Source organism: Dyadobacter sp. NIV53, assembly GCF_019711195.1.
Lineage (GTDB): Bacteria > Bacteroidota > Bacteroidia > Cytophagales > Spirosomataceae > Dyadobacter.
The window spans coordinates 324,951-351,165 of sequence record NZ_CP081299.1 but is presented as its reverse complement, the minus strand read 5'-3'; the positions used below and the strand labels follow the sequence as shown (position 1 = coordinate 351,165).

General features: G+C 43.3%; 13 protein-coding genes. 3 read left to right on the top strand and 10 right to left on the bottom strand.

The genetic code is table 11. The features are described 5' to 3' along the window. Positions 1-4 precede the first annotated feature (4 nt). From KZC02_RS01465 to KZC02_RS01435, 7 genes are all read right to left on the bottom strand, one after another. Positions 5-7,075 (bottom strand): hypothetical protein, encoded by a 7,071-nt coding sequence (locus tag KZC02_RS01465; protein WP_221392470.1) that lies wholly within the window; start codon positions 7,073-7,075, stop codon positions 5-7. A gap of 191 nt (positions 7,076-7,266) precedes the next feature. Continuing rightward, a complete protein-coding gene (locus KZC02_RS01460) occupies positions 7,267-10,566 on the bottom strand; it encodes a hypothetical protein (protein WP_221392469.1) in 3,300 nt (1,099 codons plus the stop codon). 178 nt (positions 10,567-10,744) lie between these two features. Further along, positions 10,745-14,173, bottom strand: coding sequence for a DUF6603 domain-containing protein (locus KZC02_RS01455; protein ID WP_221392468.1), 3,429 nt, complete (start codon positions 14,171-14,173; stop codon positions 10,745-10,747). 12 nt (positions 14,174-14,185) lie between these two features. Beyond that, a complete protein-coding gene (locus KZC02_RS01450; protein WP_221392467.1) occupies positions 14,186-15,634 on the bottom strand; it encodes a S1 family peptidase in 1,449 nt (482 codons plus the stop codon). Beyond that, entirely contained in the window at positions 15,627-16,037 is a 411-nt protein-coding gene (locus KZC02_RS01445) for a hypothetical protein (RefSeq protein WP_221392466.1), read from the bottom strand. The genes KZC02_RS01450 and KZC02_RS01445 overlap by 8 nt, the downstream gene beginning before the upstream one ends. A 2-nt stretch (positions 16,038-16,039) precedes the next feature. Continuing rightward, the gene (locus tag KZC02_RS01440; RefSeq protein WP_221392465.1) at positions 16,040-16,621 is read right to left on the bottom strand and encodes a hypothetical protein; all 582 of its coding nucleotides are present in this window, start codon (positions 16,619-16,621) and stop codon (positions 16,040-16,042) included. Between the two features lie 25 nt (positions 16,622-16,646). Continuing rightward, the gene (locus KZC02_RS01435) at positions 16,647-19,862 is read right to left on the bottom strand and encodes a S1 family peptidase (protein WP_221392464.1); all 3,216 of its coding nucleotides are present in this window, start codon (positions 19,860-19,862) and stop codon (positions 16,647-16,649) included. A gap of 316 nt (positions 19,863-20,178) precedes the next feature. On the opposite strand from KZC02_RS01435, the gene KZC02_RS01430 reads away from it, so the two are divergent. The 3 genes from KZC02_RS01430 to KZC02_RS01420 all read left to right on the top strand — a co-directional run bounded on the left by KZC02_RS01430 (position 20,179) and on the right by KZC02_RS01420 (position 23,592). After that, a complete protein-coding gene (locus KZC02_RS01430; RefSeq protein WP_221392463.1) occupies positions 20,179-20,814 on the top strand; it encodes an NUDIX hydrolase N-terminal domain-containing protein in 636 nt (211 codons plus the stop codon). Positions 20,815-20,822: 8 nt separating this feature from the next. Continuing rightward, entirely contained in the window at positions 20,823-22,238 is a 1,416-nt protein-coding gene (locus KZC02_RS01425; RefSeq protein ID WP_221392462.1) for a hypothetical protein, read from the top strand. A gap of 136 nt (positions 22,239-22,374) precedes the next feature. Further along, on the top strand, positions 22,375-23,592 hold the full coding sequence (locus KZC02_RS01420; RefSeq protein ID WP_221392461.1) for a glycosyltransferase family 2 protein: 1,218 nt from the start codon (positions 22,375-22,377) through the stop codon (positions 23,590-23,592). Here the strand turns inward: KZC02_RS01420 and KZC02_RS01415 are convergent. From KZC02_RS01415 to KZC02_RS01405, 3 genes are read right to left on the bottom strand one after another with little or no spacing between them, the layout of a single operon-like run. Next, complete coding sequence (locus tag KZC02_RS01415) at positions 23,543-24,136, bottom strand: SAM-dependent methyltransferase (RefSeq protein ID WP_221392460.1); 594 nt, start codon at positions 24,134-24,136, stop codon at positions 23,543-23,545. The genes KZC02_RS01420 and KZC02_RS01415 overlap by 50 nt on opposite strands. 10 nt (positions 24,137-24,146) lie before the next feature. Then, on the bottom strand, positions 24,147-24,893 hold the full coding sequence (locus tag KZC02_RS01410) for a PIG-L deacetylase family protein (protein ID WP_229253950.1): 747 nt from the start codon (positions 24,891-24,893) through the stop codon (positions 24,147-24,149). Further along, positions 24,884-26,023, bottom strand: coding sequence for an acyl-CoA dehydrogenase family protein (locus KZC02_RS01405; protein ID WP_221392459.1), 1,140 nt, complete (start codon positions 26,021-26,023; stop codon positions 24,884-24,886). Before KZC02_RS01405 ends, KZC02_RS01410 begins: the two co-directional genes overlap by 10 nt. Positions 26,024-26,215 lie beyond the last annotated feature (192 nt).

Genomic DNA, 26,215 nt, shown 5'->3' with positions numbered 1-26,215 from the left:
TTTATTATAATTCTTCCGGTTGATAAGTATCATTAACCACACTAAAATCGGTCACTACCTGCAAACCAAGGGTATTCGACTGCTGATCAGTGTCATCGGGACGAAGTTGCGGCGGAACTACTTCTGTTAGCAAGCCTGGCAAAATCTGTCCGAATACTGTGTCTTCCAGTTGTTCAGGTTCTACCGCCCTATTTTTGGCCATTTCCAAAGTGTCGTTCAATGTTTCAGCCAAGTCATCCCAGCTCCATTTGCCGGTTTGTTTTGGTGTTACAGCAAGCAAAAGGGTGTTAGGTGCTTTGGCATCGGGCTGGTCATAATTGAATGCAATTCCTGTCATTTCAACCGGGTTTGGAATTATTTCAGCCCATTCGTCCAGTAGAAGGCCAATTTTGTTAATGCCAGCGGCGCCCGTTAAGGCTGCTTCCGCATTCATTACTATCAGTGATAGTTTATCTTCTTCAGGTAGATAACCCGCCGGGAACTCTATTCCAAGCCAATGATCATGTGAAGTTCCGTCTGTATTGAGCGCGAAAGGAAATTGGAATGGTTTCTTCAATATGGAAGTACCACCGAAATTAGCAGACCACATTTCCATCGTTTCCAGCACCGAAAGCCTTTGTCGAACCCTGGCAACACTCTGGCTCCATTCATCCATAGCAAAAACAGGAGCGGATCGGAGCAAACCTTTCTCTTTTGGTAAGTTATTTTGTGCAGTCAGATCTGCCAGATTTCTAAGTTTAAAATGTGGTACAGCAATAAATGCCCTTCCCAGTATTTTCTTTGCGGCTTCAGCCAAAGCGTTCACTCTTACTTCCGGTGATAAAGTGGTGGTGCTTCCGGTTACTATGTCAGAATTTGCCTGTGCCAAACGGACCGACATAGCTTTTGCAGCTCCGTCTGCTGCATTCAGTAATGCGATTCCTGCATTGTTACCGTAACTTTTTACGAGATCCGGCACAGTTCCAGGTATGCCAAAAACAGATGCGTCGTTCAGCAACAACCGCAAACTGTCGATCTGCTGATTGGTGAATGTATGGCCGGGTGCATTGTCCGCTGATATTTCTGTTGTAAAAAAGTGATTGAAGGCGGTAAACACGATCTGCATTCTTGCCTTCAAGTTAGTTATCCTGATCAGCAATTCGTCGGGCTGGAAGTTCTTGATTTGTGCTTCCGGCACTTCTTCTTGTCCCGGAATTAACAGATCGTCTGCTGCCAGTGCTGCGCTGTTGGTAATTAATTCCCTGATGGACTGAATCAAACCCGTTTTTTCATAAAACGAATAGTCATCGGCAGCCCAGTTTCCAGCGCGTTCAGTGTATTTAATAGTCATTAAAAGTGCATCTGCCGTACCGGTAAAGCCTGCTGGAAGCACAACCGTTTTTTTAATGTAAGTTGCTACTCTTGCATTGAGCTCTGCACCGCCGTCAAGTGGGCCGGTACCAAACAAATGCAGGACATCCAGTGGCTGTATACTCAGATTGGCAAGGGTTACCGTTATAGCCACAGGCGTTGTGACCACGTCAGGAATAGTATATGTTACAAGGCATTTTATTTTCGCAGGATTTCCGATCAGGTTTCCGGCCCATTTATTTAAAGCTGGTTCGGCCAAAGCTCTTGGTGTAAAAGCACTGGCCCATTGTGGTGCGGTTGCTCCTGCGGCAGTTACTGCTGTCGCCAGTTCGGTACCCGCCAGGGGAGTGGTTGTGCCTGCAAGAACGCGATCTATTCCTTCAACCAAGTTAATAAACATAGCGACTTTGTGTGTGACTACAGTTCCCGTTCTGGGTGTATCTGCAAATTCAATATCAAACGGAACATCACCTTTTGCCAGTTTATCCATAATGGCGGAAGAACGTACGTAATTGCCTTTCGTAACCTGATATATACTTTCTGACAGACATAAATCACCCAGAGCATCAAAGGCATCCGCCATTCGGTCAATTTCTTTCAGCATCGCATCTTTTTCGGGTGCGGATGCAGTATTGATATTGGCATTATTAACGGACGTCCACCAATCGGCTTCAAAAGCCTTCAAACTTTGGTATAAACTGTCACCGGGATGCGGCGGGCCACCTTTTGATTCTATAAAAGCCTGTGCGGTTTCCAATAATTCGAGACCATTCACAACCTGTGTTAAACTTACGTCTGCCAGTGCGACGTTTTCATCCACGGGAATAGAAAGCGGGAATTCATCACGAAAATCATAAATGTATTCATCCAGTTCAAGCGGGATATGCAGGTAACGTTCATGCAAGCCTCTTTCAAACTGGTAACCCAGCATAGCAGCCGTATCCTGACCGCTCCGGATTCCACTGATCAGATTTAAAGCCGTTCTGATCCTTTCTGATGAAAGATTGACAGCCAGTAAATTATCTACTTCATCGGTTGCAATATTGGCATGGAACCCAGCCCGCATAATGGCGGCAGTTACCGCGTGGTTCAGCGAGGGTGTATGAATAAATCCAAGGTTATCGGCATCCGTAAATACCGGTTCATCTCCTGTTTTCCATAATTCCGGAGGGATATTAACAGCGGGTAATCTTTCTCCACCTTTTCTCAGATTTTCCACCCATCCGTAAGCGCCCAGATGTATGCCGGTTTTGTTGGCTTGCCGGTTTTCTTTCAGTCGCTTGTTGACCTGTCCGAGCCGCCATGCATCCAGCCGGTAAGTACATAAATCAAGATGTTCACGCAGCAGTTTTTCAAGCCTTTGTGTAGGAATTTCTTTGAATTTCCTGATGGCACTTTTGGTATCGTTCAGCTCATCAATAAATGGCTGATGTGCGGCATGATTGGCATAATTGGTAAATACACTGGTATTTTCAGGAGAGACATAATTATTTAGAAAACCGGCCGACGATCCTGCCAGGCTGTTCATGTATACATAAAAACTATTGGTAGTATCCATTTTGAAATCAAGCACACCATCCAGACTGCCGATTTTACTGAATAAAAAAGTCCATTTGGTAACATACCTGAAATTGGCTGCGTACCTCTGATAATAGAAGCCCGGACTGCCCATTTTTTTGATCGTTTCCTGATTTGTCAGCCCTTCAAATTCCAGTATTTTTAGTATGGTATCAGCATAAGCGGAAAGTACTGCATGGCGGAGCAACAGAAAAAGTAAAGATTTAGAAGGCATTCCGGCCGTCAGACCCGTTTCCGTTACCGTTGAAAACTTGTTTTGAGCATGAACATCCCAGGGGTTTTGATCCAGAAGCCAGTCAATATAAAAGTGGATTTGCTGCCTAGCTTCAAATTGTTCCTGCGGTGTTCCGGCATTGGGGTTGGCAGGCGTTGTTAAGGTATCAGAAAGTTCCGTATTGTCAATTTTGTCACCAAGTATCTGCGACTGGTTTTTCAAATGCCTCATGGTAAAGACCATGGCTTTGTTGAACTGTGTATTAATCCGGTTCCATCTGGAATTTAAAAGCAGAAGAGGATCCGTAAATGGAATTTGTTCGTCAATAAAGTAGTCCGATTTATAATAATAACCTGACGAAACCTGGGTGCCCAGCGTTCCACCAGTATAAATCGGGCCGAAAATATCCGTGGCGCTGAAATTGATATCCAGCACATCGGTTCCCTGTCTCGACGCAACATTAACTCCATACCGGTAGAAAAGCTCCTGAGAAACAGCGTTTAATCCAAGCATTCCCATAAAATGTGCCTGAGGATTTGCCGGGTTTGTATTTCCTGAATAGAGTACTTTGCTGTTACGAATGGCCGTCCAGTGGCTATCCAGCAGGGAAAGTAATTGTTTCAAACGAATGTTGAAACGCGTTTGAAGTGCATCCTTGATAGCAGCCGGATTGTTAAAATCTTCTTTTGTCAATTGTGGTAAAGCAGCATCATTGGCCGTAGCACTGAACCTGGAAAAAGCCGTAACAGGTAGTATTCCATAAGGCTGAACTCCCACTCTTATCGCGGGTAAAATGCCTCTTCCAGATACATAATTATTAAAAAATGCTTTCGTATGTTGAATATTATCTTTGGTGAAAAGGCTGTCCAGTCCTTCCTCCATATAATCGCCAATAGTTCCGTGAAACAGACCTTTATTAAAAATCAGCGCATCTGAAATTTCAGTTCTTTTGCAATTTTCCAGATTGTTGAAAAATGAAACATCAATACCCAGTCCCTCCGCAAGCCGTTCACTGTCAGTAGGAAAGTTTGGATCGGGGACAAAGGTTACAGGCAATTCACTATTTCGTTCTACCGAAAAACTCAGGGATGCATCTTCCTCAATCCGCCGGTAACCTGATGAAGCCTTATCTGTGTTGTTGGTAGCTGTTCCAATGGGTAAGAAAGAAGCACCTTCGGGATTAAAATGGTGATTGTCAATCAAATCTTCGAGCAGTTTTTTGGCTGCATCCGGAGTTGTATCCTTGATCCCAATCACCAGCACTTTATCAAATCCCTTTTCCACATCTTCGGCATCCAGCGTTATAGAAAGCGCCATGCCTTTAGCTACTGCGTCGTTAAAATCCGAAAGCCATTTTATGGAATCGTCTACAATCAGATTATGGTCTTCGTCATACTGGAAAGAGCCGCCTTCCACCATGGACGGATGAACGCCAACTACCAGATTTTCGGGAATAACATTCGTAACCTGAGCATGCCGGTAATTGCCGTTGCGCATAGTAAGTACTACAAACTGACCGGGCATCACACGGGAATGAGGTAATGAAGTCCAGGAAGATTCTTTAACGGGGACATCGCCAAATGCGGCATTCACGGCTACGTTCCGTACCATTTCCTCAGAGGAAACCTTGCCGATAGATTTAAATGTCCTCGTGATCTGGTCGAAAATATTAAAAGAACTTACCATCAAACTTAAACCCTGTGAAGCTTGTATTTTAACGGCCTCCGTCATCTGCTCGGCTTCACCAGCGAATTTTCTCAACTGATGCTGGATTTTAAACAGCCGGTGCTGCATTTTCAGCAAAAGTGTTACGTTATCATTTTTGACCGTTTTCAGTTTTTCCTGGATGTTATTCAGTATTGGATAAGTTTGTCCCAATACTTCAAACATCATATTACGCTGCATGGGTTTACTCAAAATGGCGTGCAGCCTGTCCAGTTCCTTATTTATTTCAATCGTAGTCCCGGAGGTTTTTTGCAGGACATTTTGTATAAAACTTTTAGTATCAGCTGGTTTTGTAGTGCGCACGATCCAGGCGGCACGCTGTGAATCATAAGAGGCAATGATGGCTCTCCACGCTGCCAGTTTCAGGTCAGGATCATCACCAGCAGCTGCAATTTCAAGCCAGTAAGCTTTTCCGATACTTAGTTCAGCTTCGGTAAGCGCTGTTTCGTGCGTATGAACTGCTATGTCATCAGGGTAAATCCGTACCCAAAGTTCGTCCCGGGTAATGGTTGCTGCTGCAAATACGAGTGAGGATTGTACTTCGGAAACCGGCATGGCTGACCTTGAAGCAGTGGCCGTATTAGCTTTCAGGCTGGCTTCTGCAATTTCGCGTATTTGAGTGTGAGCATTTGTTTCATAGGTTTTTTGAATGCCCGCATCCCTGAACCCCGTTGTTTCTTTTAGCAGGTTTATATTTTCTTCCAGCGTTTTTGCGGCATCGAAAAGTGTTTGGTAATACTGCTGAGGTAAGAAAACAAGATTTTGGGCTGTGTGTAAAAATGTCTTGTGAAACGTTTCCACTTCGGGGGTAACGTCCTGTTCATTAACTTCCTGCGAGCTGGTTTTCTGGCTAAGTTCATTTATCTTTTCAATTGCTTTTGAATAGGTGGTCAGCGCTTTATCAAGAACACTGTTATTCAGTCTGTTAATTGAAGTTTTTGAACCGGATTTTAAGTTTGCAAATCCCTTTCTCAAACTGTTATTGATATAATTAACAGTTTTATCCAGTTCAGTTTGCTGCACAGTGTCAGCTGTTTTAAAAGCACTTATTCTTTTGGCAAATTTATTTAATTCTGCATCTGTCAGATTCCAGGATTTTTTGATCGTGGTAACTTCATATTCATCTCCTTTAATCACTTTTCCCAAATCTGTAAAGATGCCTTCTGCCTTGCTGTAAAGCTTTTTACGGCTGGATATTATCTCATCATAAGCAGCAAATGGTTTTGCATTGATTTTTTTAAGAAAAACACGTAATTCATTGACCGACAGTAATATATCTCTTACATTAACTTTTGGAATTTCGTGCATGATCTGTAATCTCGGCTTAAACCTTGTGCTTATATCCTGCTGAAGTAAGGTTAGTTTTTTTGTAAGTGCTTCAAAAATAGCGCTGTACTCAATGGATTTGAATTCGGATTTAAGCGTTTTTATGTTAGCCGCTGTTTTGGTACACAATGGCAGCAATTGCGCTGTTAACGCATCCAGTTGTTTGAGCTGTTCAGAAGTTGCCGTTATGTTGCTGGCGATAATTACACGCTGTTCTTTGATATTAAATTCTAAAACGGCAAACTGCTCATCCAGAAAAATAAATAACTGTCTTTTTTCTTTGCGTGCATCCGTTGACAAAATGGCCGTTGCAATAGCGTTCAGCGCTTTTACAATGTTTTGCAGCGGCAGTAAAAAAGCGTCGCCTGCAGGTAGTTCCGGAGTTAACCTGGCAATTACCGCCAGCATTGTAACCATACTGGTATCAGTGCGGTTCTTAAAAGCTCTTAATTCCAGAAGTGTGTTTAAATCAAGAGATCCGATTTTATTTAGAGCAGAGCCTAAAACCTGATTTTGTTTTGAAAGTGAATTCAGCAGTGCTACTATTGCTTGTTTAGAAGCGCCATCGAGTTTTTTGAGTGATCCCGCTTTGGTTTCAGCCGCCTGAAACCCATCTGCAATTTTACTGAACCTGCCAAGGATCTCATGTGCTGGCATCAAAACAGGATCAAAATCCATATAATTGTCCAGTTTCGCCAGATCCAGCATCAAATCGGCAAAAACGTCCGGATTAAACAGCGGTCTTTCCACCTTCATGAAACGGGTTTCGATCTTTACCGGCAACAGCAGGTAAGGGATCGTATCATCCTTTAAAGCAACCTGTGCACGAATAGTGTCCAGGCGCGGATCAGTGTAAGCGGTGGCGATGATAGGTTCACTCATGGTATTTTATCAAAAGTTAATTCATTTTAAAACTGTCAAAAGGTTAGGGGTGAGATGGTTAACGGGTTAAAGTTTAAGAGTGAAAAGGTAGGTCGAGAATGAGGCTGGTTGTTGGATGGTTTGGTATAAAATCTATGATTTAATATCCATGCGCGTTTGAAATTATGATTCAATAATCACATTTACATCTCTTAATCATCCGGCAACATTTCCTGTGCGTGGCGGGCGAAAAGGACTGGGTTTTGGTACAATATATACGCCATATCGGCAGCATTTTTACCCCAAACAGCCAGTGGTAAATTTTCACTGCCGCTGGTTGCATCAAAAGCATGGCTAACATCAACCTGGTAATTTAAAAGGTCCGATTGCTGCGTAACCAAATGTTCCCAGGATAAATCATTCCAGTTTTTAGGGTCACTAGTAGGGAACGCCGGATCATCAGGATCGGTCGGTGTCCAGTCATCAAGCCCGAACCGGATCTGGCCGGGACGTTCCCTCAGCGCAAAATACCAGCCGGGTTTGGTGGCATCGTGGCTGTCTCCTTTTGCCACATCCTTATCCAGGTCAAAACCGAACAAATAAATGTCGGGATCAAGCGTTGCCATAAATACGGGCAGCAAAATGTTGTCGGCAACGTTAGAATCCGATAGTTTACGTGGTGCAGCCGGATTGACCGGATCTTTGAATTCAGCTTTTTGGGCATAAACCTGGGTGTTAGGATATTTTTTCAATAAATCTCCGCGAATCAGTAAAACGAGGTACGGACTATCATCAGCACTGGTTTTAATCCTGGGTGAGTGGTCACCAAGATTTTCTGTCCAGGTATGTATTTTCTTTATATCATATTTCTTTTCCTGATCCGTTTCCCGGATATTGTCGGTAATGTCCCAAAACTGCCGGAAATACGTCCCGCGCTGATCGGTTGGGTATTCACGCCAGAGTAATTCCTTGGACATTTCATGGTTGAGCCCGGTCATAAATGCTTCTATAAAAACCTGATTGGTTTCCATAAGTGTGATGGAATTTTCAGGTACTTTATCAATATTAGGCAGAATATATTCCTGCGAAAGTGCCTGTAAATTGCTGAACATCGGATCATCGAATTTGGGATATGCCATGATCGGCCTCAGGTCTTCCAGTTCCTTTTCCTCATATATTTTCGTAACCGGATTAAAAACATTTAATATAATACTGCTTGTGATCCGGTTCACGATCAGTTGGTTGGGAACAACAGATTTGGTAATTTTTGTGGAAAGCTGAGGTAATTTGTCCAGCGTAGGCAGTACCGGAATTGCAACCATTGTTGCCAGCAGATCTGTATTGAAACTGCCAAAGGTTTCACCGTATGTCGTAATATCACTTAAAAGTGTAGCACGGCTCATTTCCAGCGGAGCGCCGTTTGTGTTTCTTGCCAAAACAAGGTTTTCATACGTTTTAGCTGTAATCTCGTCACTGAAAACCGCCTTAAAAGGCGCATCGGCGATGATTACCGTATTGGCTGTATTATCGGTCGGGTTACCCGGAACAGAAGATGCGATTCCGTCAATTACGTTTTTTGCGAGTAAATTGGCAGTTGCATTCAGTCCAGCGTAAGCATCGATTTTTACTTTTAATTCATCTTTTTTAGCCTGTACTTCCAGGTGTGTAAAATCTGTTTCCTTCAATATGATATCGAACAATGCCTGTTGTGCCATTGCCGTATCATTAGCCTGGAAATTCGATACAGAGGTGGCGATTGCACTGCCAACCTGACCCGTATCGACTGCTAAAACCGGTGCTGTTTTAGGGTTTGCGGTAGCAATTGCTGCAGCATTAAACCGTTGTGTTACCTGTTTGTTAATCAGCGTACTCGGGTTTGTCCCCACTTCGTTTATTTTTCTGATGGATTTTTTACCCGGACGCGTGATTTTTTTAAAAGCAGCACTTTGTGATGCATTGGGGATGAGGCTTTTGGAAATGGAAAATGAGGCTGTTTCGCCTGCATCCAATAAATAGGTATGCATAGGAGCCGTTAATCTTACCGACTGATCTTCTGAAGCAAACCGGATATGCTTGCGGTAAATGGCATTACTCACCATTTTGGAAAGAGCACCTCTTCTTATTTTCTCATTTGCTTTATTTACTTCATTCACCTGTTTCCAGGCACGCCGCATGTAATCTTCCTGGTTCTTCTGAATTATAGTTGTACCCAATCCTGCGGCTGCCCTGTTTCTCGGATCAAGATTGAGCGTATTTACCCAGGGTGGATTTTCACCCGGGAGCTGCAACCTTTTTACCATTGCATGCCATCTGCCATAGACGGGTGGGGTTACCACAGGATCGGCGCCCAGCGTTGCTGAATAAAACGGATTGGCAACAAGACTGTCGGATACAATCGCAGGTACGTTGGTTTGTCTTTTTTCATTATCAATCGACAGGTTCAGCAATTTTCTCAGATGTTCCCGGTAAGCAGTATCCTTAGTCCCGTTTGGAAAAACATCACTTACAAATTTGGGTGGTTTCAAAGCACCTTCAAGTCCAAGTACGGGTGAATCGGGTGGGGTACTGGCTGTTCCGTAACCGGCATCGGCGATATACATAGGCCGTTTTCCTAATTCCGGGCCTATGACAACGGCTTTCAGAATTCTGGCCAAAGATTCAAAATCGCCATATAAACCGGTTTGAAAGCTCCATTGATAATACACCGGATAATCAAAACCACGGGTTTTGGCTGCATAATTTTCCGTTTTTCCCCAGGATATTTTCTGGGCCAGAACATCCGTAAATGGCAAACCTAAACCTGCCAGTCGACCGGTCTCAAAGGTGGGAATTAAAAAAGCGGTGTAATGTGTTTCCCTGATCAGTTTTCTTGGACACAACAACCGGCATACACCTGAGTCAGGATTCGCATTCAATTCTGATTTCGCTTCATTGATTTTGTCAGGCAGTGTAGTCGCTTCGAGTTCAGTGCTTAGCTGAACATGGCCCCAGGCCCAATGCTGTTTTTCATCGTGAAATACGTTGGTTATTTTGGCTGAATCAATAGTTATGAAGGAACGTCCGGCACTGGTTTGTTTTAGTTCAAATTCATCCTTTTTTAAACAGATCAGGGCAAGCCATGGAGCCAGTATACCGGTTTGCGCCCCGGTTCCGGCACTTGCAGGCGTATATGTCCATAGGAAGCTTTCTTTGTAAAATTCTATATAAGGTAATCCATTGGACTCATAATTGTTGACATTCGTTTTGGGTTCAGTCCGGACAATGGCATTTTCTGAAACTGATAGTACGTCAGGCGGGCCCAGTATTTTTATCGTTTTTGGTGGTACCGGTACGTTTATGACTTCTCCATCTGCAATATCACTGGTTTCCAGATTAATGGCCACGGCAAGGCTTGCACGTTCCTTCGACAGTGTAGCGGCCGGTGCTCCTTTTGCGTCCATTTCTTCTATTTGTGCATTAATGCCTTCTTTCAGCCAGGGAATAAAAGCATAATGTGCCAGTGTACTGCTCATAACCTAATTGTTTTTCTTTTTTACGAATTATCTGTCATCATGGGCAACGGGCAACGGATTAAATTCCGTTGTTACAAGATTGGTCGTACCTGCGGTACTTTTGGACTTGTACTATCCAGCTTTTTTTAACACTTAATTACCTTGCTGCCACTCAGAACTCAAAACTCTAAACTCCCTTTCACGGCATTTGATAGGCCGGGCTTAGTTGTATTTTTCCTCTTTTTGACGGATCATTAATGATCATTTTTCTTATGTGTTCATCCGCCTCCGATTTGGAATTGAAAACTGCACCGCCGCTATCTGCATTTGCCAGCGTTTTGCTTGAAACTACGGCATATTTTTCCTGGAAAACAGTCGCGGTCGCGCTGGCTTTTATGCTGTTTTGCCTGATACTTTGGGAAAGGAACGAACGGCCCACAGCTCCACCCGAAATAAATGGTTTGAAGAAATCCGGTGCTTCGTCATGCAGGCCAAGTTCCTCTTCTTCAAAATCGGATAGGATTATTTCGTACTGTACTTTTCGGTTAATAGCGTAATCAAAAACAAGATTATCCGTAATATTCAGTCTTATGCCGGAAAGCTGGTTTTCGTAAGAAGGTGCTGCCAGTTTATCATCATCGCTCATTTCCTTGTAAGCAGATGGTGCGAAGGAATTTAGCAGGTTGGTAAGGCTTCCGCCTGAAAAAGTACCGGCCCCGACTTTGATGTCTTTGATAAAGACTTTCGAAATGTCGGCGGGCAGATAATTGCCAAATCTGGACATGGTCAAATTCAACGGAACAACCATCTGATCCACTTCCAGGGAACCATTCGGTTTTACGAAGATCACTCCTTCCGGCGCCTCAAAATTGGCAAGTGTTACCAGTTCGGGCAGGGTAGAGGATGAGCTGGTTTTCCAGTTGGTATTTTTGTTAAGTTCATCCAGTAACAAAGGAAGCACAAAAGTGGAAGGCAGGCTGTTGTTCTGTTCTTCACCCCAAGTCTTGTCAAACCTGGCTTTAATTCGGACAAACCAGATTTTAAACGACCCGTATCCGTGTGCACGCCATGGTGTCGGGCCTTCAAGATTGAATTCCAGATCAATGGAACAGATAGTCGAGCTGCCGGCTTTGATAGCGACCCTGGCTACTATTTTTGCTTCAAAATGAAACGGTGAAAATTGGATCAGTACGTCGAACCCAAAAAATCCGTAAGCACCAAATGAAGAGAATTTAAATTTGAAAGCAATAGCTGCGCCGAACTGGATGGTATTGGTGGTTATGGCAAAATAACTTGTGAGCACAATATTCGGATTACCGCTCAGTATATTGACGGTAATACGTTTCATCGGCAGCAGGTTCAGATGGGAGGGTGGTGTATAAGCAGGATGGAAACCACCGACCGTAACCAGAAAATCAGGTTTATCTCCCCAGCTGATCCTGAGCGCCATATCGCCTTCCAGCGTAATCGTTAAAATGCGGGAATTGAAAATAGATGCATCAAAAGACAGCATTTCCTGCTCAAAATCTATGATACCCACAAATGCTACATTCAAAACCAGAACAGCTTCGGCCGGTGTAGGAAGCTCACATTTAATAACACCAATGATACAGATTTTGACCGGATTCGGGAACTCAATGACCAGTCCGGCCTCAATTGTCAGCAGGGCAGGCGTGTTCCATGTAATCCTCGCCATGATACCTAATACAAACTGGTCTTGTTTGACCGGGAAAATGGCTTGCAGATCGCTGATGATTTTGGTGATGTTGGCAATGATATTTTCCGGAAACAGGATATTGTCAACTGTTCCTTCCTGAACACCTTTTTTTAAAGCAGTAGTACTTGTAGTGCGGTGCAGCCCGATAAGGCCGCCAATGCCACTCAGATAGAAATTAAAACCAAGAGCAATTGGTGTATCAAAAGTTACATTAATAAGCAGCAGCAAAGAGAATCCTTCCGAACCATCAGGGAATTTGGTATTGATAATGCCAATTGCAGTAAATCCAAATAATCCTTCAAAATATAATTCAATGGCGCCGGCATATTCGCCTTTGTCAAAATCCAGCATCAGAAATCCACCACCTTTTACCACACCCGCATCCAGCGCCAGTCCGATTCCTTTTGGTGGTTTGAAGCCAATCGCCAGATCAACCGGCCCCAGATTTCCTTTTCTGTTTTCGGGAAACGACCAGATTGACTTCATACCCATTCCCTGCACAGTGCCCGTAAAAGGGCCAAGTAAAACACGGATATCTGCGCCAAGGTCTATTTCAAAATTGGAACCAGGAACCAGCCCTATTTTCAGGTTTAGTATTTCAATCGGACCCAATGAAATGGAAGTTGGGATGTCAAATTCGAGTGTTCCGCTTCCGTTGAAATAAAATCCTTTTTCACTGTTGAGGCCGATTAATACATTAAAGTCGACTGTGAAACCTTCTGGTGGCAATACCTTTGCAAGAAAACCATCCGGATTGCCAGGTTTTACGAGCAGTTTACCTTCTTTTATTTCCGCTTCTGTCGTAACCGTTCCAGTGGCTTTGGTGCCATTCCAAATAAAATCAATCTGAAGCAATGCTGAAATTTCCTTTGCTTCCAACCTGCTTTCGTCTCTGTCGCCAATTAATAATAGCGGAAGATTGGTAACACTGTCCTTAGCAGTCCATTTTGCAAATGCTTTTCCTGCAATTGTTGTCGTTGTGGTTGGCGGTAATATTTCAATCTGCCCGTTTGGCTGGATGGTCACACCCACACCGGCGTTTAAGGTTGTTGCCAATCCTACATCAAATGTCCATAGATCCTGTTTAATCGTTTGTGATATCGAATTGCTTATTGTTTCATGAATAATAATTGCAATTCCCTTGGGAGTCAGGCCTGTTCTTGGTTCGAGAGTTGCCATCAAAACGTCCAGTTCAGGCTGGCCGTCGTTGCTGTAAACTGCCGGCAGTCCCATGGCATTGATCAGCTTTTCGAGGATTTTGAAAAGTTTTTCCCCCGTAAAATCAGTATCTCCCCAATCGTAAAGCTCTTTGGCCAGCTTTGCGGGACTTTCAAAAAATTTAGGAAACCGGTCAAGGCGAAGGACTTTTTTTGTGAAAGGCGGAAGAAGCGGATTGGTTGATCCTACATTTTCTTCCGTTTCTTCAATCAGTCCGAAAAATTCAAGGAAAATAGCGAAAAGCGGAATGCTGTCCTGGATGTAATTGATAATCAGGTAGTCTATTAATCGCTTGGCTAGGTTGGCTACAAAATCTCCCAGTTCTGCATCAGTAATTCCGGTATACGGGCCGTGGGCCTCAATTTCATTTGCAATGGTTTGAATATCATCGGCCAGGCCGGCAATCAACTCAATTAAGGCGAAGGATTTTTCACTTGCTTTTGTATAGTCTTCTGCTTTAATGGCGTCAATCAGTTCCATCACAAGATCAGCCATTTTGCCAACTTTCTCTGCAACGCCAGTAACAGCAGTTTTGAATTCTGCATCATTTGCCAGACTTTCGGGAAACTCTATGCCCAGTTCTGCCAGTAACAACATAATCTCTCCTTCATCCACCCGCTCTTTGAAGGGCTGAAAAACTTTGGCAACTTCAATGCCTATGGCTTCCAGTGTTCCGGTTTGATTCTCTGCCATGACTGTTACAGATTAAGCATTTTTCATAGTGTCCAACTGATGCAGATACGCCCGCCATTCCTGTGGCGAACGGCCTGCTGTAAGAATATTCATCACTTTTAAATAATTTTCTGACACCGATCCTGCGAGTTCCGGACTACCGTTGCGTTGTAATACCGCCGCCATTTTGAGTAAGAGGCTTTGCATCGTAATGTCCTTAATCTGCTCGGGAACCGGCTTATTTTCATTCCTTATATTTTTGGCAATATGTGCAAGATAAGCCGGCCCCTGATAGCGGTTCCAGGCAACCATCACTTCTCTTTTATGCCTGACCAGATCCAGTATTTCTGACCGGTGCTGCCTGAATAATTCGAGAATACGCATTCCTTCTTTGGAACCGGACAATTCAGCCTGCATCTGGGCAAGTGCTTCAAGATGATTTGATTCAGAAGCTGATCGCAATAATACACCTTCTTTGCCTGCCACGCTTGTATGAAAGCCGCTGTTCAGAATTGTAATTCCGAGTGTAGTTTCGATACTTTTAATATTGGTGCCATAACTTTTGTGTGTTGTGTCTGAACCCGAATAGTTGAGCAAAACAACCTCATTATGTTCATTTACGGAAACTGAGCCTGAATCACCTTTTAAGGTAAAATCGGTAAACGGGGCCGACGGACTTATTTCAAACTGGCCACTGCGTGTGATAACGAGGTTATTGTAGGTGTTGTAGGTGGTGCTGTTAACAGCATTGTCATCCGTAATCTGTCCTTTGGTCAGTAAGGTTGTGCGTCCTCTCTTGAAAACTGTTTCCAAAGCAAGCGGAATGGCGCTTCCGGAGACACTTCCAATATCAATGACCTCATTTAAAAACCGATCTTCCGGAATTGCGTCTGTATCCTGCCCACTTAGCAATGCAATAGCTGCGTCCATATTTCCCACTTTAAAACGGCCATCCGATACTTTTCCAATTTCATTGGTAGAACAGCAACTACAGCAACCGCTATGTGTAGGCTGGCCCACCCGGTCACCATCAATGGCGTCAGGATTGTCCACGATCACGTGCCAGTTGCTTAGAATAACGATTTTATTGTCTGAATTTCTTTTTGCAAAACATCCTAATGTTCCATACGCCGCCATACCGCTGCTTTCAATCTGGCTTCCCGAAATGATTGGCCTGTATTTGGACGAATCTGCACCCTGCGCCTGAACTGTTTCAATTTCAGTCACATCTGTTTTAAAACCATAAATTTCGTCAGGGATAATATCATTTGCACCAAGCTCTGATTTCGCTTTTTTTCTGTCAACTTTCACTTTAAAACAAGGCTGGCGCTGAATTTCCCCTTTCACTTCTTTTAAGCCAACACCAACGGCAATCACGCCGGGTAACTTCATAAGTTCTTCCTCGGCCTGTTTGCGGACTTTGTTGAATTCCTTATTGATATCAACCACTTCATTACGCGGTATGTAAGTATCCTTAGGCATGTGACTTGCTGTTTGCTGTGTTGTTAATGCGGCTGATAATTTCGTGTAAAGAGCTGGTTTCCTTTGCCATCTGTAATACAAGCGGGGCATATTTGCCAATGTCCATTTTCAAATCGGGGCTTCCGTTATCCTGTAATACTTCGGCCATAAACAAAATCAGGGTTTCCAGTTTTACACCATCTGCTTCTTTTACAAATTCCAGGTCTTTTTCAAAACCGCTGTCTACAATGGACCTGGTAAATTTCGGTCCCTGGTTGCGTTGCCAGCAAACCATCGTCGGCCTGTTTTTATTAATCAGGTACATGACCTCATTCCCATGCTTTTCAATTAGCTGCAATATTTCTCTTCCGGTTTCAGAGACTTTCAACTGATCTTCGAAATATTCAATTTTTCGGATTATCATGATTAATTAAAACTAATTTCAATGGGCCCGGATTCACACAATTTATGACCTATACTTTCCTGTGATAAAATATCTATCAGAACATCAATCTTATACTTCCCTTTATTTAATGTTTTCGTTTTCGTAGTTGTTTCCTGAAATTTTTCACGCGGAATATCCTGAATACGGTCAATCCGAAAATTATAGTTGTAAGAGGCATTTCCCTCAATCGTAAATTCGGACTCATCAATCTTGTCAGTAAGATTAAAATTGCCGGAAACTGATCTGAATGAATCGATCAAAAATGGATATTCGATCTTGGCGGGTGAATTGATCAGTATCCTTGGCGGACTGCCAACGGGAAGTTTTAGCGGCCAGCCTTCCTCATCCTGTAATTTTATTTGTACCGTATCCAATATGTTCCGGATAGTCTTACTTTCATTCGCTTCATTAACCAGTGTTACTTCAAATGCCAGTCCTGCTGAATTAAATGGCTGATTCTGATCCACAGTGATATACAACCGAAGAGAAGACAATATTGCATTGGCCTCACTTGTTTTAGTGAGATAATTAAATTCCCTCTTCAATATATTGCTTTCACTCATTGCTGTAATTGTGTTTAAAGTTTAATTATGGACAAAGTGGAGGACATGCGGCCCATCCATTTGCGGTTCTGTGTGCACATATTCTGGCGATCATCGGGTTAACTACGGCAAGTTCAGCAACAGAAGTCGGGCTGGTACGGCTGAATACACCTCCCGGACCGTGATCATTCGCAGCCAGAAGCAGAATACGTGTAAGCCAGTTTGCCTGAGCATTTACCAAAGCGGTTGCAAATGCTGCCGAGCCTGTAATAGCCGCAATCGCACCTGCCTGGTTCATACCCGCAACATGAGGAACAGTCAGTCCTTCAATTGCTGTCCTTAAAACACCCAGCACAGTTGCGTCATTTAAGGCTGGTAAAAAATGATTGGCATGTACCTGTTCATGAGCAGTTACAGCAGAAAGCATATACCAATGCGTTCCAAAAAGACTATCCAGTTCAGTAATCTGAGCACAGTAATTTCCTTCAGTAGTATTTCCCGGCGGCGGCCCGGTTACCTCAGCTACGCCGGCCAGGAGCCTTGACTGCAGAGAATAATTTCCTCTGACAGTTAATAATGCCGCCTGCCAGTTACCGGCAACCCGGTAAGCACAAATTGTGACGACCACATTTTCTGGAAAAGTAAGCCCCCATGTGGTGGCATTAAGTGCATTACTTGGTGCTGCTCCCGCTGCAACCGAAGTTGTAACATTAAATCCAACAGCATTAACAGTTCTTCTTTTAAAGAATGCCCTTCCATTTGCAGGATTAGTTGCCCGGATAACCACTGTGTTTGCACGTGTGGCATCAATGGATGTATTGTTAAAATTAACCCTGATGGTTGTAGCGCCGTTTAAAGTACCAACCGGAGCAATCGAAGCACCATCAGCCTCAACAATAATTGCATCAGGACTTCCTGTTGTAACATCCCAGTTCAGTGCACCGGCACCAATACTGAAACTGGCAGCATTAAATACTTCCTCATTGTTAACGCACAGACGTGCATTTCCACCAATTTTTACTAATGTTTCAACAACATTTACGACAACCGTATCGGGAGTACTTTCAAAATTTGGCGGGGTTGGGGCATGTGACAACCCATTTGTATTGTCCCGTGCAACTGCGCTGAATACAATTGGCCCATCGCTGGCTGGTGCGGTAAATGTAACGGGGTTGCCCACGCCACCTCCGCTTAGTGTTACAGCTGCACCGCTCGTTCTTGTCCAATGGGTAGTTAAAGCGTCCAGATCCGCATCGGTTCGCGTAGCCTTCAGAGTAACTGTACCGCCGCCCATTGCTATTTCCTGATCTGCACCCGCATTGATAACCGGCCGTTGGTTTGGCAACGGAACTGTTGTAGTTCCCGCACCAATCGTATTGATCTCGGCAGCTGTAACCAATGGTGGTGGTGCCGCATTTAGTCCGCCCGTCAGATTGGCAAACCAATCTGTAAAACCGGTAATTCTTACCCACGCAGTACCATTGTGAAATTCCAGATAATCACGATAATCAGCTCTCAGATATCCCTGACGAAGATTTGTCGGATCAAAACCCTCGTTCGCCAGTCGGAACAGGTTATTGGGTGCCGCATTAGTCGGAGCCTGAAAATCATCTGCAGTACTTCCGGTAGTGGTTAAAGCAAAAGCGGGCTGGTCAGTATGAACCCGGTTTGGAGTCCCGTTAACCTGCTCGCCTTTTGTGAACTTTGTTTGTCTTCTAGCTATAATATTTCCTTTTACACCAGCCGGCGCTCCGGTTACGAAAGTGATTGAGCTGCCGCTGCTCCAAACAATATTCTGAGGTGTAATATCATAGATGATCTCGGCTTTCGCCATAAACCAATCCCCGGCACCCGCCGGCACTGCAACACCTGCCAGATTAGTGGTACCTCCGGTTGCTGCAAATTTTTTGGTATTAAGGCTGTCCAGAGGATTGGATGTGTTTACAGCTTTTGGCGTAAAACAGAATATTGTACGGAACTTGGTCACTGTTTGTGCTCCGATGGCCTGAATATGTACCGTATCAGTGGCATTTTTACTATGGGAAGCAAGATCGTATCTAACCGAAATTTTTTCAAGGCCGGTAGCCTGCTGGTTTCCGGTTTGTACAATTACAGCCCCGGCTGCGCCATTGGAAACATCCCAGTTTACTGCTCCGGTCAGGCCGAAGTCCGTACTGGCAAATTCTTCTACCGGGTTCATTGCCGTGTCAGTTTGCCCGCCGGGCCAGATCAGCAGCTCACATCCGGTCGGCCCACCGCCCAGCGGTTCACCAATAGTGGTAATATCCGTTCCGGCAATGGTAATTCCCAGCTCGGCCATTACCGGTTTGATATGCGTCACAATGGTTCGTTTCATATCGCTTCTGGCCGCTGCAACTATCAGTCCCACAACCTGCCCTGACGAATTAACCACCACAGCACCCGAATCTCCATGACATGCAAACGGACCACCGGCCGTACCTGTTCTTTCGATCAGCATCTGATTGGTGCCATATGCAATTTCACTTACTTTCCCTGTTGTTACTCCGGTTGCGCGTCCTCGTTTGGAAACAGTATCAAAGCACACAATGGCCGCAGCACCGGTAATATCCGTGGCTAATCCTTCAATTTTTTTCTCTGAATTACCTGTTGTAACTTTTTCAGTAATGTCTTCATGAATGGCAATAATGGCACAATCCAGATCCGTATTAAAGGTAGCTTTTGCTACATCACCGATATATCCATGCGGGCAGCAGCAGCATGTAATCCAGTATTTTGGCTGTCCAATTTTGGTATTGATCTGTGTCAGATCCTGGGAAGCGGCATTTACGACATGCGCACACGTTAATCCTACTAATGCATTATCTGCTTTTCGCCTTGCAAGTACACCAAGCGTGCCATAACCGGATGGCTGGTCGTTATCAAAGTAATCATTGCGGATGGGTATTCCTCCGCGAATTCCCTGATCCCGGTAACTTTTAGAATCGACTGACAATGCAGTGGAATCGCAGATTAGAGTTTCTTTTTCAAAATGACTCAGAACATCTGTTTGTATCCCAAAAATAGCGGCTGGAATTATTTCATCAGCAGGTATTTCTTCTATTTTCCGTTTTTTATTTACATAAAACCTGAATGCCCATTCTTCTGTGATACCTCCTGCTTTTTCTTTCGCGCCCAAACCAATCATCTCCACTCCGGGCAAATTCCCGAATTGTTTCCTTACATGTGGCAGGTAAGAAAGGTACAGATTCTGCTGAAAAAGTATTTGAGATTTGTCAAGCATAACAGGATCAGTAAAAATTTAAATGCCCTTCTTTCGTTGAAGGGGGGATAAATTCAAATGATGATCGAATTAGCGGGTCTTAATAGAACGGAGCGGGTTTTTCTAATTATGAACCGAAGTTATTTATTGGGAGGAAATAATCAAACTGAAATTTTATCAAATTATTAAACGGTATTAAAACGCTATAAAATTGAATATTTTTCATTTATAATGACTCCCGGTTACAAATGCACGTAAAAAAGGAAGCTGCCTGTTTGCAGATCATGATATTTCGCTAAATTAAACGAGATATACATGACAATAAATTCAGTTTTTTATGATTCCGTCGGATTGGTTACCTATTGCCCAGCGATTACATGCACTTGCCCAGACTGGTTTGGCTTTTACAGAAAGTGATTATGACCGCGAACGGTACCAGGAAATAAAAGATATCAGTATACAGCTTTTGTCGGAAATGAGTAATGTTTCCATTGAGCACATCATCCGGCTTTTTCCATCCGAAATTGGCTACCAGACTCCCAAGGTGGATATTCGTGCGGTCATTTTCAGGGGTAATGACGAATTGCTGATGGTTCAGGAAAAAGCTGATAACGACCGTTGGGCAATTCCCGGAGGTTGGGCCGATGTCGGGCATTCCCCGTTCGAAGTAGCAGAAAAAGAAGTATGGGAAGAAACTGGGTTGGTTGTAAAAGCAGCACGCTTACTAGCAGTTTTTGATAAGAAAAAACATCCTCATCCGGCGCAGCCCTGGTATGTATATAAATTTTTCGTTTTGTGTGAAATTACCGGCGGAGAAATATTGAGCCATACCAACGAGACGTCGGCAATCGAATGGATCAAATTTGATGCTGTTTCCGAACTGCCGATTTCAGTAGACCGGGTTACATTCTCGCAGCTGGAAACGATGTTCCTGTATGCGGGAAACCCAAATTTGCCCACGTTATGCGATTAGTAGAGTGAATGAAAGAAGTTTTTGAAGAGGAAAAATTGACCTGGATACGCGTAAGTCCGGATTCGCCCTATTTTATAGACGGCAAGGGAAATAACTGGACGCCAATCGGGCAGAACGATGCCATTTCCTGGCCGGATCTGACCGGGCTTTTTCGCAGACAAAATATCCCGCAGGCAGAAGGGCATTTCGCTTTTCTTGCGGCACACGGCGTAACCTGCCTCAGGATTATGCTGGAATACTGCCAGACTGAACACCGTTATCTGGAACGGCCAGCGGGCAGGTTTCAACCAAACATGGTTCAGTTGTGGGATGATCTTTTTGCACTTTGTGAAAAATATAAACTCCGGATACTGCTTACTCCTTATGATACTTTCTGGATGGACCGGCGCTGGAAATTCCATCCGTATAATACTTTATCCGGCGGACCATGTAAAAGCAAATCAAAATGGCTTACTGATCCGGCCATGTTACAGGCGATCAAAAACCGACTCAGTTTTGCTATTGAACGCTGGGGAGGAAGCGGAGTACTATTCGCATGGGATCTTTGGAACGAAATTAATCCAGTTCATGCTTCCAAAAAAACAACTGAATTTTATCATTTTATTGAGCAGGTCAGTACGCACGTAAGAACATTAGAAATGAAGCTTTATGGAAAAAGCCATCCTCAAACTGTTTCGGTTTTTGCACCTTTATTACTTAAACATGATGTAAGGGAAGTCATTTTCGCGCATCCCAATCTCGATTTTGCGAGTACCCATTTTTATGAAGACAAGACAATTAATTATCCGCGAAATACAATTGACGCTGCTATAAGTACAGGGAAAATGGTGCGTGAAGAACTAGCGCATTTGCCAGATCAACGTCCATTTCTGGATACGGAACACGGACCTATTGATTATTTCAAAAAACGCAGGAAGAATCTTCCGGAAAGCTTCGATGATGAATATTTTCTTCACATACAATGGGCGCATCTGGCTTCCGGGGGGGCAGGAGGAGGGATGCGCTGGCCATACCGGCACCCACATGTGCTCACCCACGGCATGCGCAGGGCACAGCAAAACCTTGCAGATTTTGTATCACTGATCGACTGGAAAAATTTTAACCGTAAAAATTTGAATGAGGAAATACTGGTTTCTAATCCTGACTTTGCTGTATTTGGCTGTGGAGATGAAGAGCAGGCTATTGTGTGGTTATTACACGGGTGGAAGAATAAGGAAAACAGGAGTAAAAAACAAAAACCTGATAATAGGTTTACAGTTTCCGTTCCCAATCTGAGATCCGGACGATACAGGGTTTATTTATGGAATACGGTTTTAGGTGAAGCTGATTTATTAGAGATTTTTAAGGGAAACGAAGATCTTACATTTACTTTTCAGTCTGAAACCAAAAATATTGCTTTGGCAATTATTTCCGTAATGGAATAGAGAACGGGGAAATAAAAACATAAGCGCTTTTGGATTCAAACCAGGCTCAGCATATACGTGTGGAAATTTGAGGCCATAATAATCAGGCATAATTATAGAAGCGAAGTGATCCGGAATTAATTAAATCACATAAAAGTTGATATCATTAAGTCAGGGCATGGAGGCAGAAATGAATACTGTTAAAGGTCTTTTTACAAATGCCCGAAAACCAGTTTCTACAACAAAGGTTTGTGTAATAGTACCGGTACGAAATGAGGCAAAAGATTTAGCAAAAACACTTGAAGCATTATGCAATCAAGTGGATGGCAATGGAATACGACTTGATCCAAAGAGTTACGAAGTACTGGTTCTGGTAAATAACAGCACCGACAATTCGTTTCAGATTGCCCGGAATTATGCGAGGAAATTTCCGGATTTCAGGCTATGCGTAGAAAATATTTTTTTGTCGGAAGAACAGGCGCATATTGGAACGGTCAGACGGCTACTGATGGACGAAGCTTATAACAGGATGTTATGCGCAAATAATCCTGATGGAATTATTGCTTCTACGGACGGAGATACAATCGTTGACAGTCAATGGATTTTCCATATTATGGCCGAGATTGCTGACGGTAACGATGCGGTTGGCGGTCGGATACTTACTGAGAAAATGGGAGGAAGTGCCCGCTTATTTCATTTAAGAGATGTAACATACCGTTGTTTGCTCACCCAGGCAGAATCATTGATAGATCCACAAATACACAATCCTTTTCCGTGCCATTTTCAATATTTTGGTGCAAATATGGCAGTAACCTGTAAAATGTACGAGCAGGCGGGCCGGTTACCAAAACTGCCGTTTTTGGAAGATCTTGCATTTCATAAGGCATTAATGTTGCAGGACGCCCGGATCAGGAAAAGTTTTAAAGTAAAAGTGTATACTTCTACCCGGATCAACGGCAGGGTTATGATTGGGTTTTCAGAACAGCTGAAAAAATGGAAAGAGGAAGAGGAAGCGAATAAAACGCAAATGGTGGAGGAAGTTGCGCCTTTGCTTCAAATGTTCGGCATTAGGAACCGGTTACGTAAATGTTGGTGCGACTTTACGAAAAAGCAGTTTATCATTCAAAATGAGATTGATGAAATGGCCTCTATACTTCGAGTGAACGCGGAGTGGTTGCTTGATAAAATAATTACTGCCAATTATTTCGGGTCATTATGGGATTCGGTCAATCAAAAAATAAACTCAGAAATTCAGAAAGACCGTGGTTTACAGCCTATTGACCAGGCCATTATTGAGCTAAGAGAATTTATTAAAAAACCCCATACTATTGTTTTTCAAACGAATCAAGCCGATACGTTTTCTCACGCTGGTTGAGCAGGTGTTTTAGGGGCTTGCCGTTGCCGCATAGTTTCATAAAAGCATCGTGTACTTCATCACCGGTTAAAGGATAATCGTGCACTTCCGGCGTCCAGTGCACCAATAGAAGTTGTCCGTTTGTTTCCAAATGCGCTAATATTTGTTCCATTAAACGTTCCAGATCAGACATGGCAAGGTAATATCCTACTTCCGAAATAAGGATCAGATCAAACTTTTGATCAGGAAACTGATCAGGCACGGCCATTTTTTGAACTGACACATTTGAATATTTTTTTAGCCTTTCTCTCGCTTTGACAAGTGGTGCTTCTGCTGCGTCAATTGTCAGAAGTTGGTCACATTTAGGTGCAAGCATTTCGCTCAGGACACCAATTGAACAGCCGATTTCAAAGATGTTTTTATACGAATTTCTTGCTAATGCACGGATAGTGGCCTTGTATTTATTTAACTCATATTCACTGGTTTCAAAATTCCAGGGATCGTTATTATTGCGATACACATCATTGAAATAGTCTTCCGGTAAAGTTTTTTTGTGGTCTGACATAAAGTTAACATTAAGGTTTTTCGACAAATATTTCGAATGTTTTATCAAAATGAGCCAGTACTTCCGGCGATAGCGTAAATCCATCCGGATCATCATTTATGAGATCGGTTGTTTGAGAAATATGAGCTGCAATGGCTTTCATTTTATGGTCTTTGGCTGTTTGAATATTTACTTTCAACACGTTGCACTCACCATGTTTCGGCAGATCACTTGAACCTGCCCGTTCCCAAAGCCAGATAAAATATTCCAGGCTTCTGACAGGCTTCTGAGATTCTTTAACCGCCTGATCTACAATTTGCCAGGTTGCGCGATGGTCAGGATGCGGATCACGCTGCCACGGAACGAATATAGTTTCCGTTTCAAATTTCTTGATGACATCACTTACTAATTTCACAGCGTCCTCAAAACCGGGCATTTGGCAGGTTGGTAATTTGCTGTCTTTCAGGCGTAAAAATGAAATTGCCTTACTGTTAACATCCAGAATTTTCAAAGCTTCAATAGCTTCCATTTCCCTCAAAGCAACCAGTTTATCCGATGGATAAGTTTTGGAATTGGGATGTGACATGCTTCCGTCACTCACAAAAACGACATGAACAGGAATTTGTAATTGCCTTAATAAATAAATAGTACCGCCACAACCCAACGATTCATCATCGGGATGCGGAGCAACGATTAATGTTTTACCAAGATCTTTTAAATCTTCGGTTGAGAGTAATGCCGCATCAGCATACCATTCTTTTTCCTGTATTAGTCCCAAAGTTTATCTGTATTTTGTTGATTCAGAACGTATCCGCCAATTGCAGTTAATGTTGCATCCGGGGCAGGCTGACGTAAGTAAGTAGTCAGGTCACGGTGAATGCGCTCTAATGGCTGTGGCCGCATTGATCCCCGCGACCCAACCGAACGTTCGGCCAGTTGTAATGACCGCAGGCAAATATCTTCAGTAACTGTCCGGGTCATGTTGGCATAAGCCAGTATCTGCCCGGTTGTATCAGGCTTGTTTTGCCATTCGTCCAGTTTTATTCCTGCCTGGTTTATCCATAAATTTCCTGTTTCCGTCAGGTAGCTGATTTCGGCAATACGTGCCCTTTGGAAAAGGTCTTCGGTGCGTTTCATTTTTTGTAAAAATCTGTGGGTCTCTTCTAAAACGGCTTCTGCACCTCCAAGCTGTACAGCTGCAAATCGTAGTGCACCTCCTCCAAAATAAGGTTGCTGGTAATAGGAGTCAGGAGGTCCTAATAAATCTTCTTCGTTGATTTCAATGCCTGTAAAATCCATCCTGTAACTGGCTGAAGCACGCATTCCAAGTGGTTTCCAAAAACTGCTGTCGGATTGTATCGGTTTAACTTTTTCAGTAGAAATGACACACATTTGCCAACCCTTTTTACTTTTTGAAATTAATTCGCCGGTTATTAATGGACGGCCAATCCAGCCAGCTCCGGAACAAAATGTTTTGGCACCTTCCAACATGTATTTACCGTTATCCAGATCATGAATTTTCACTCCACCCGTATCTTGCGTATTCCAAACACCGAATAAATTATTTTCAGCATCCCCGAACCAACGCTCCTTCTGGATCGTGTTACCAAAGAGGGAAATCAGGTATAGAGCGTTGATATGTCCTTCATAAACCCGTCCGACAGGTAAACTTGCCTTTCCTATGGATTTTAACAATTGAAGTAATTCTTTGGTCTTGCCTGAATTAAATGATAAAGCTTGTCCAGGAAGTGTAATAGTCAGCAGGCCGGATTTTCTTAATAACCCAAATTCCATCTCGGGAAAGCACCCATCGCAATCTATTTCAGAAGCATGTCCGGATATTTCTTTCAAAAGCAATTTCAGGGAGGATTGATCCTGTAAAATGGAGTAATCGTATTTATATTGCATCTATCAGGTTTTGGCTGTAAGAACATTAAAAATCCCGTCAGATACAGCAAGTATTTAACAGGATTACGAAAGCGTTCAATTGGAATACTAAGACCATACCAATAAAAAGTATACCAACGAAATTCAGGTATCCGCAGGCATTTTTATGAGTATGCTTAGCCCCAATTTACAATCAGAAACAAAAATGATGAG

Bases quoted from the DNA above. Each gene is read 5' to 3' on its own strand.
- KZC02_RS01465 (WP_221392470.1), bottom strand. From the start codon at position 7,075: ATGAGTGAACCTATCATCGCCACCGCTTACACTGATCCGCGCCTGGAC.
- KZC02_RS01460 (WP_221392469.1), bottom strand. From the start codon at position 10,566: ATGAGCAGTACACTGGCACATTATGCTTTTATTCCCTGGCTGAAAGAA.
- KZC02_RS01455 (WP_221392468.1), bottom strand. From the start codon at position 14,173: ATGGCAGAGAATCAAACCGGAACACTGGAAGCCATAGGCATTGAAGTT.
- KZC02_RS01450 (WP_221392467.1), bottom strand. From the start codon at position 15,634: ATGCCTAAGGATACTTACATACCGCGTAATGAAGTGGTTGATATCAAT.
- KZC02_RS01445 (WP_221392466.1), bottom strand. From the start codon at position 16,037: ATGATAATCCGAAAAATTGAATATTTCGAAGATCAGTTGAAAGTCTCT.
- KZC02_RS01440 (WP_221392465.1), bottom strand. From the start codon at position 16,621: ATGAGTGAAAGCAATATATTGAAGAGGGAATTTAATTATCTCACTAAA.
- KZC02_RS01435 (WP_221392464.1), bottom strand. From the start codon at position 19,862: ATGCTTGACAAATCTCAAATACTTTTTCAGCAGAATCTGTACCTTTCT.
- KZC02_RS01430 (WP_221392463.1), top strand. From the start codon at position 20,179: ATGATTCCGTCGGATTGGTTACCTATTGCCCAGCGATTACATGCACTT.
- KZC02_RS01425 (WP_221392462.1), top strand. From the start codon at position 20,823: ATGAAAGAAGTTTTTGAAGAGGAAAAATTGACCTGGATACGCGTAAGT.
- KZC02_RS01415 (WP_221392460.1), bottom strand. From the start codon at position 24,136: ATGTCAGACCACAAAAAAACTTTACCGGAAGACTATTTCAATGATGTG.
- KZC02_RS01405 (WP_221392459.1), bottom strand. From the start codon at position 26,023: ATGCAATATAAATACGATTACTCCATTTTACAGGATCAATCCTCCCTG.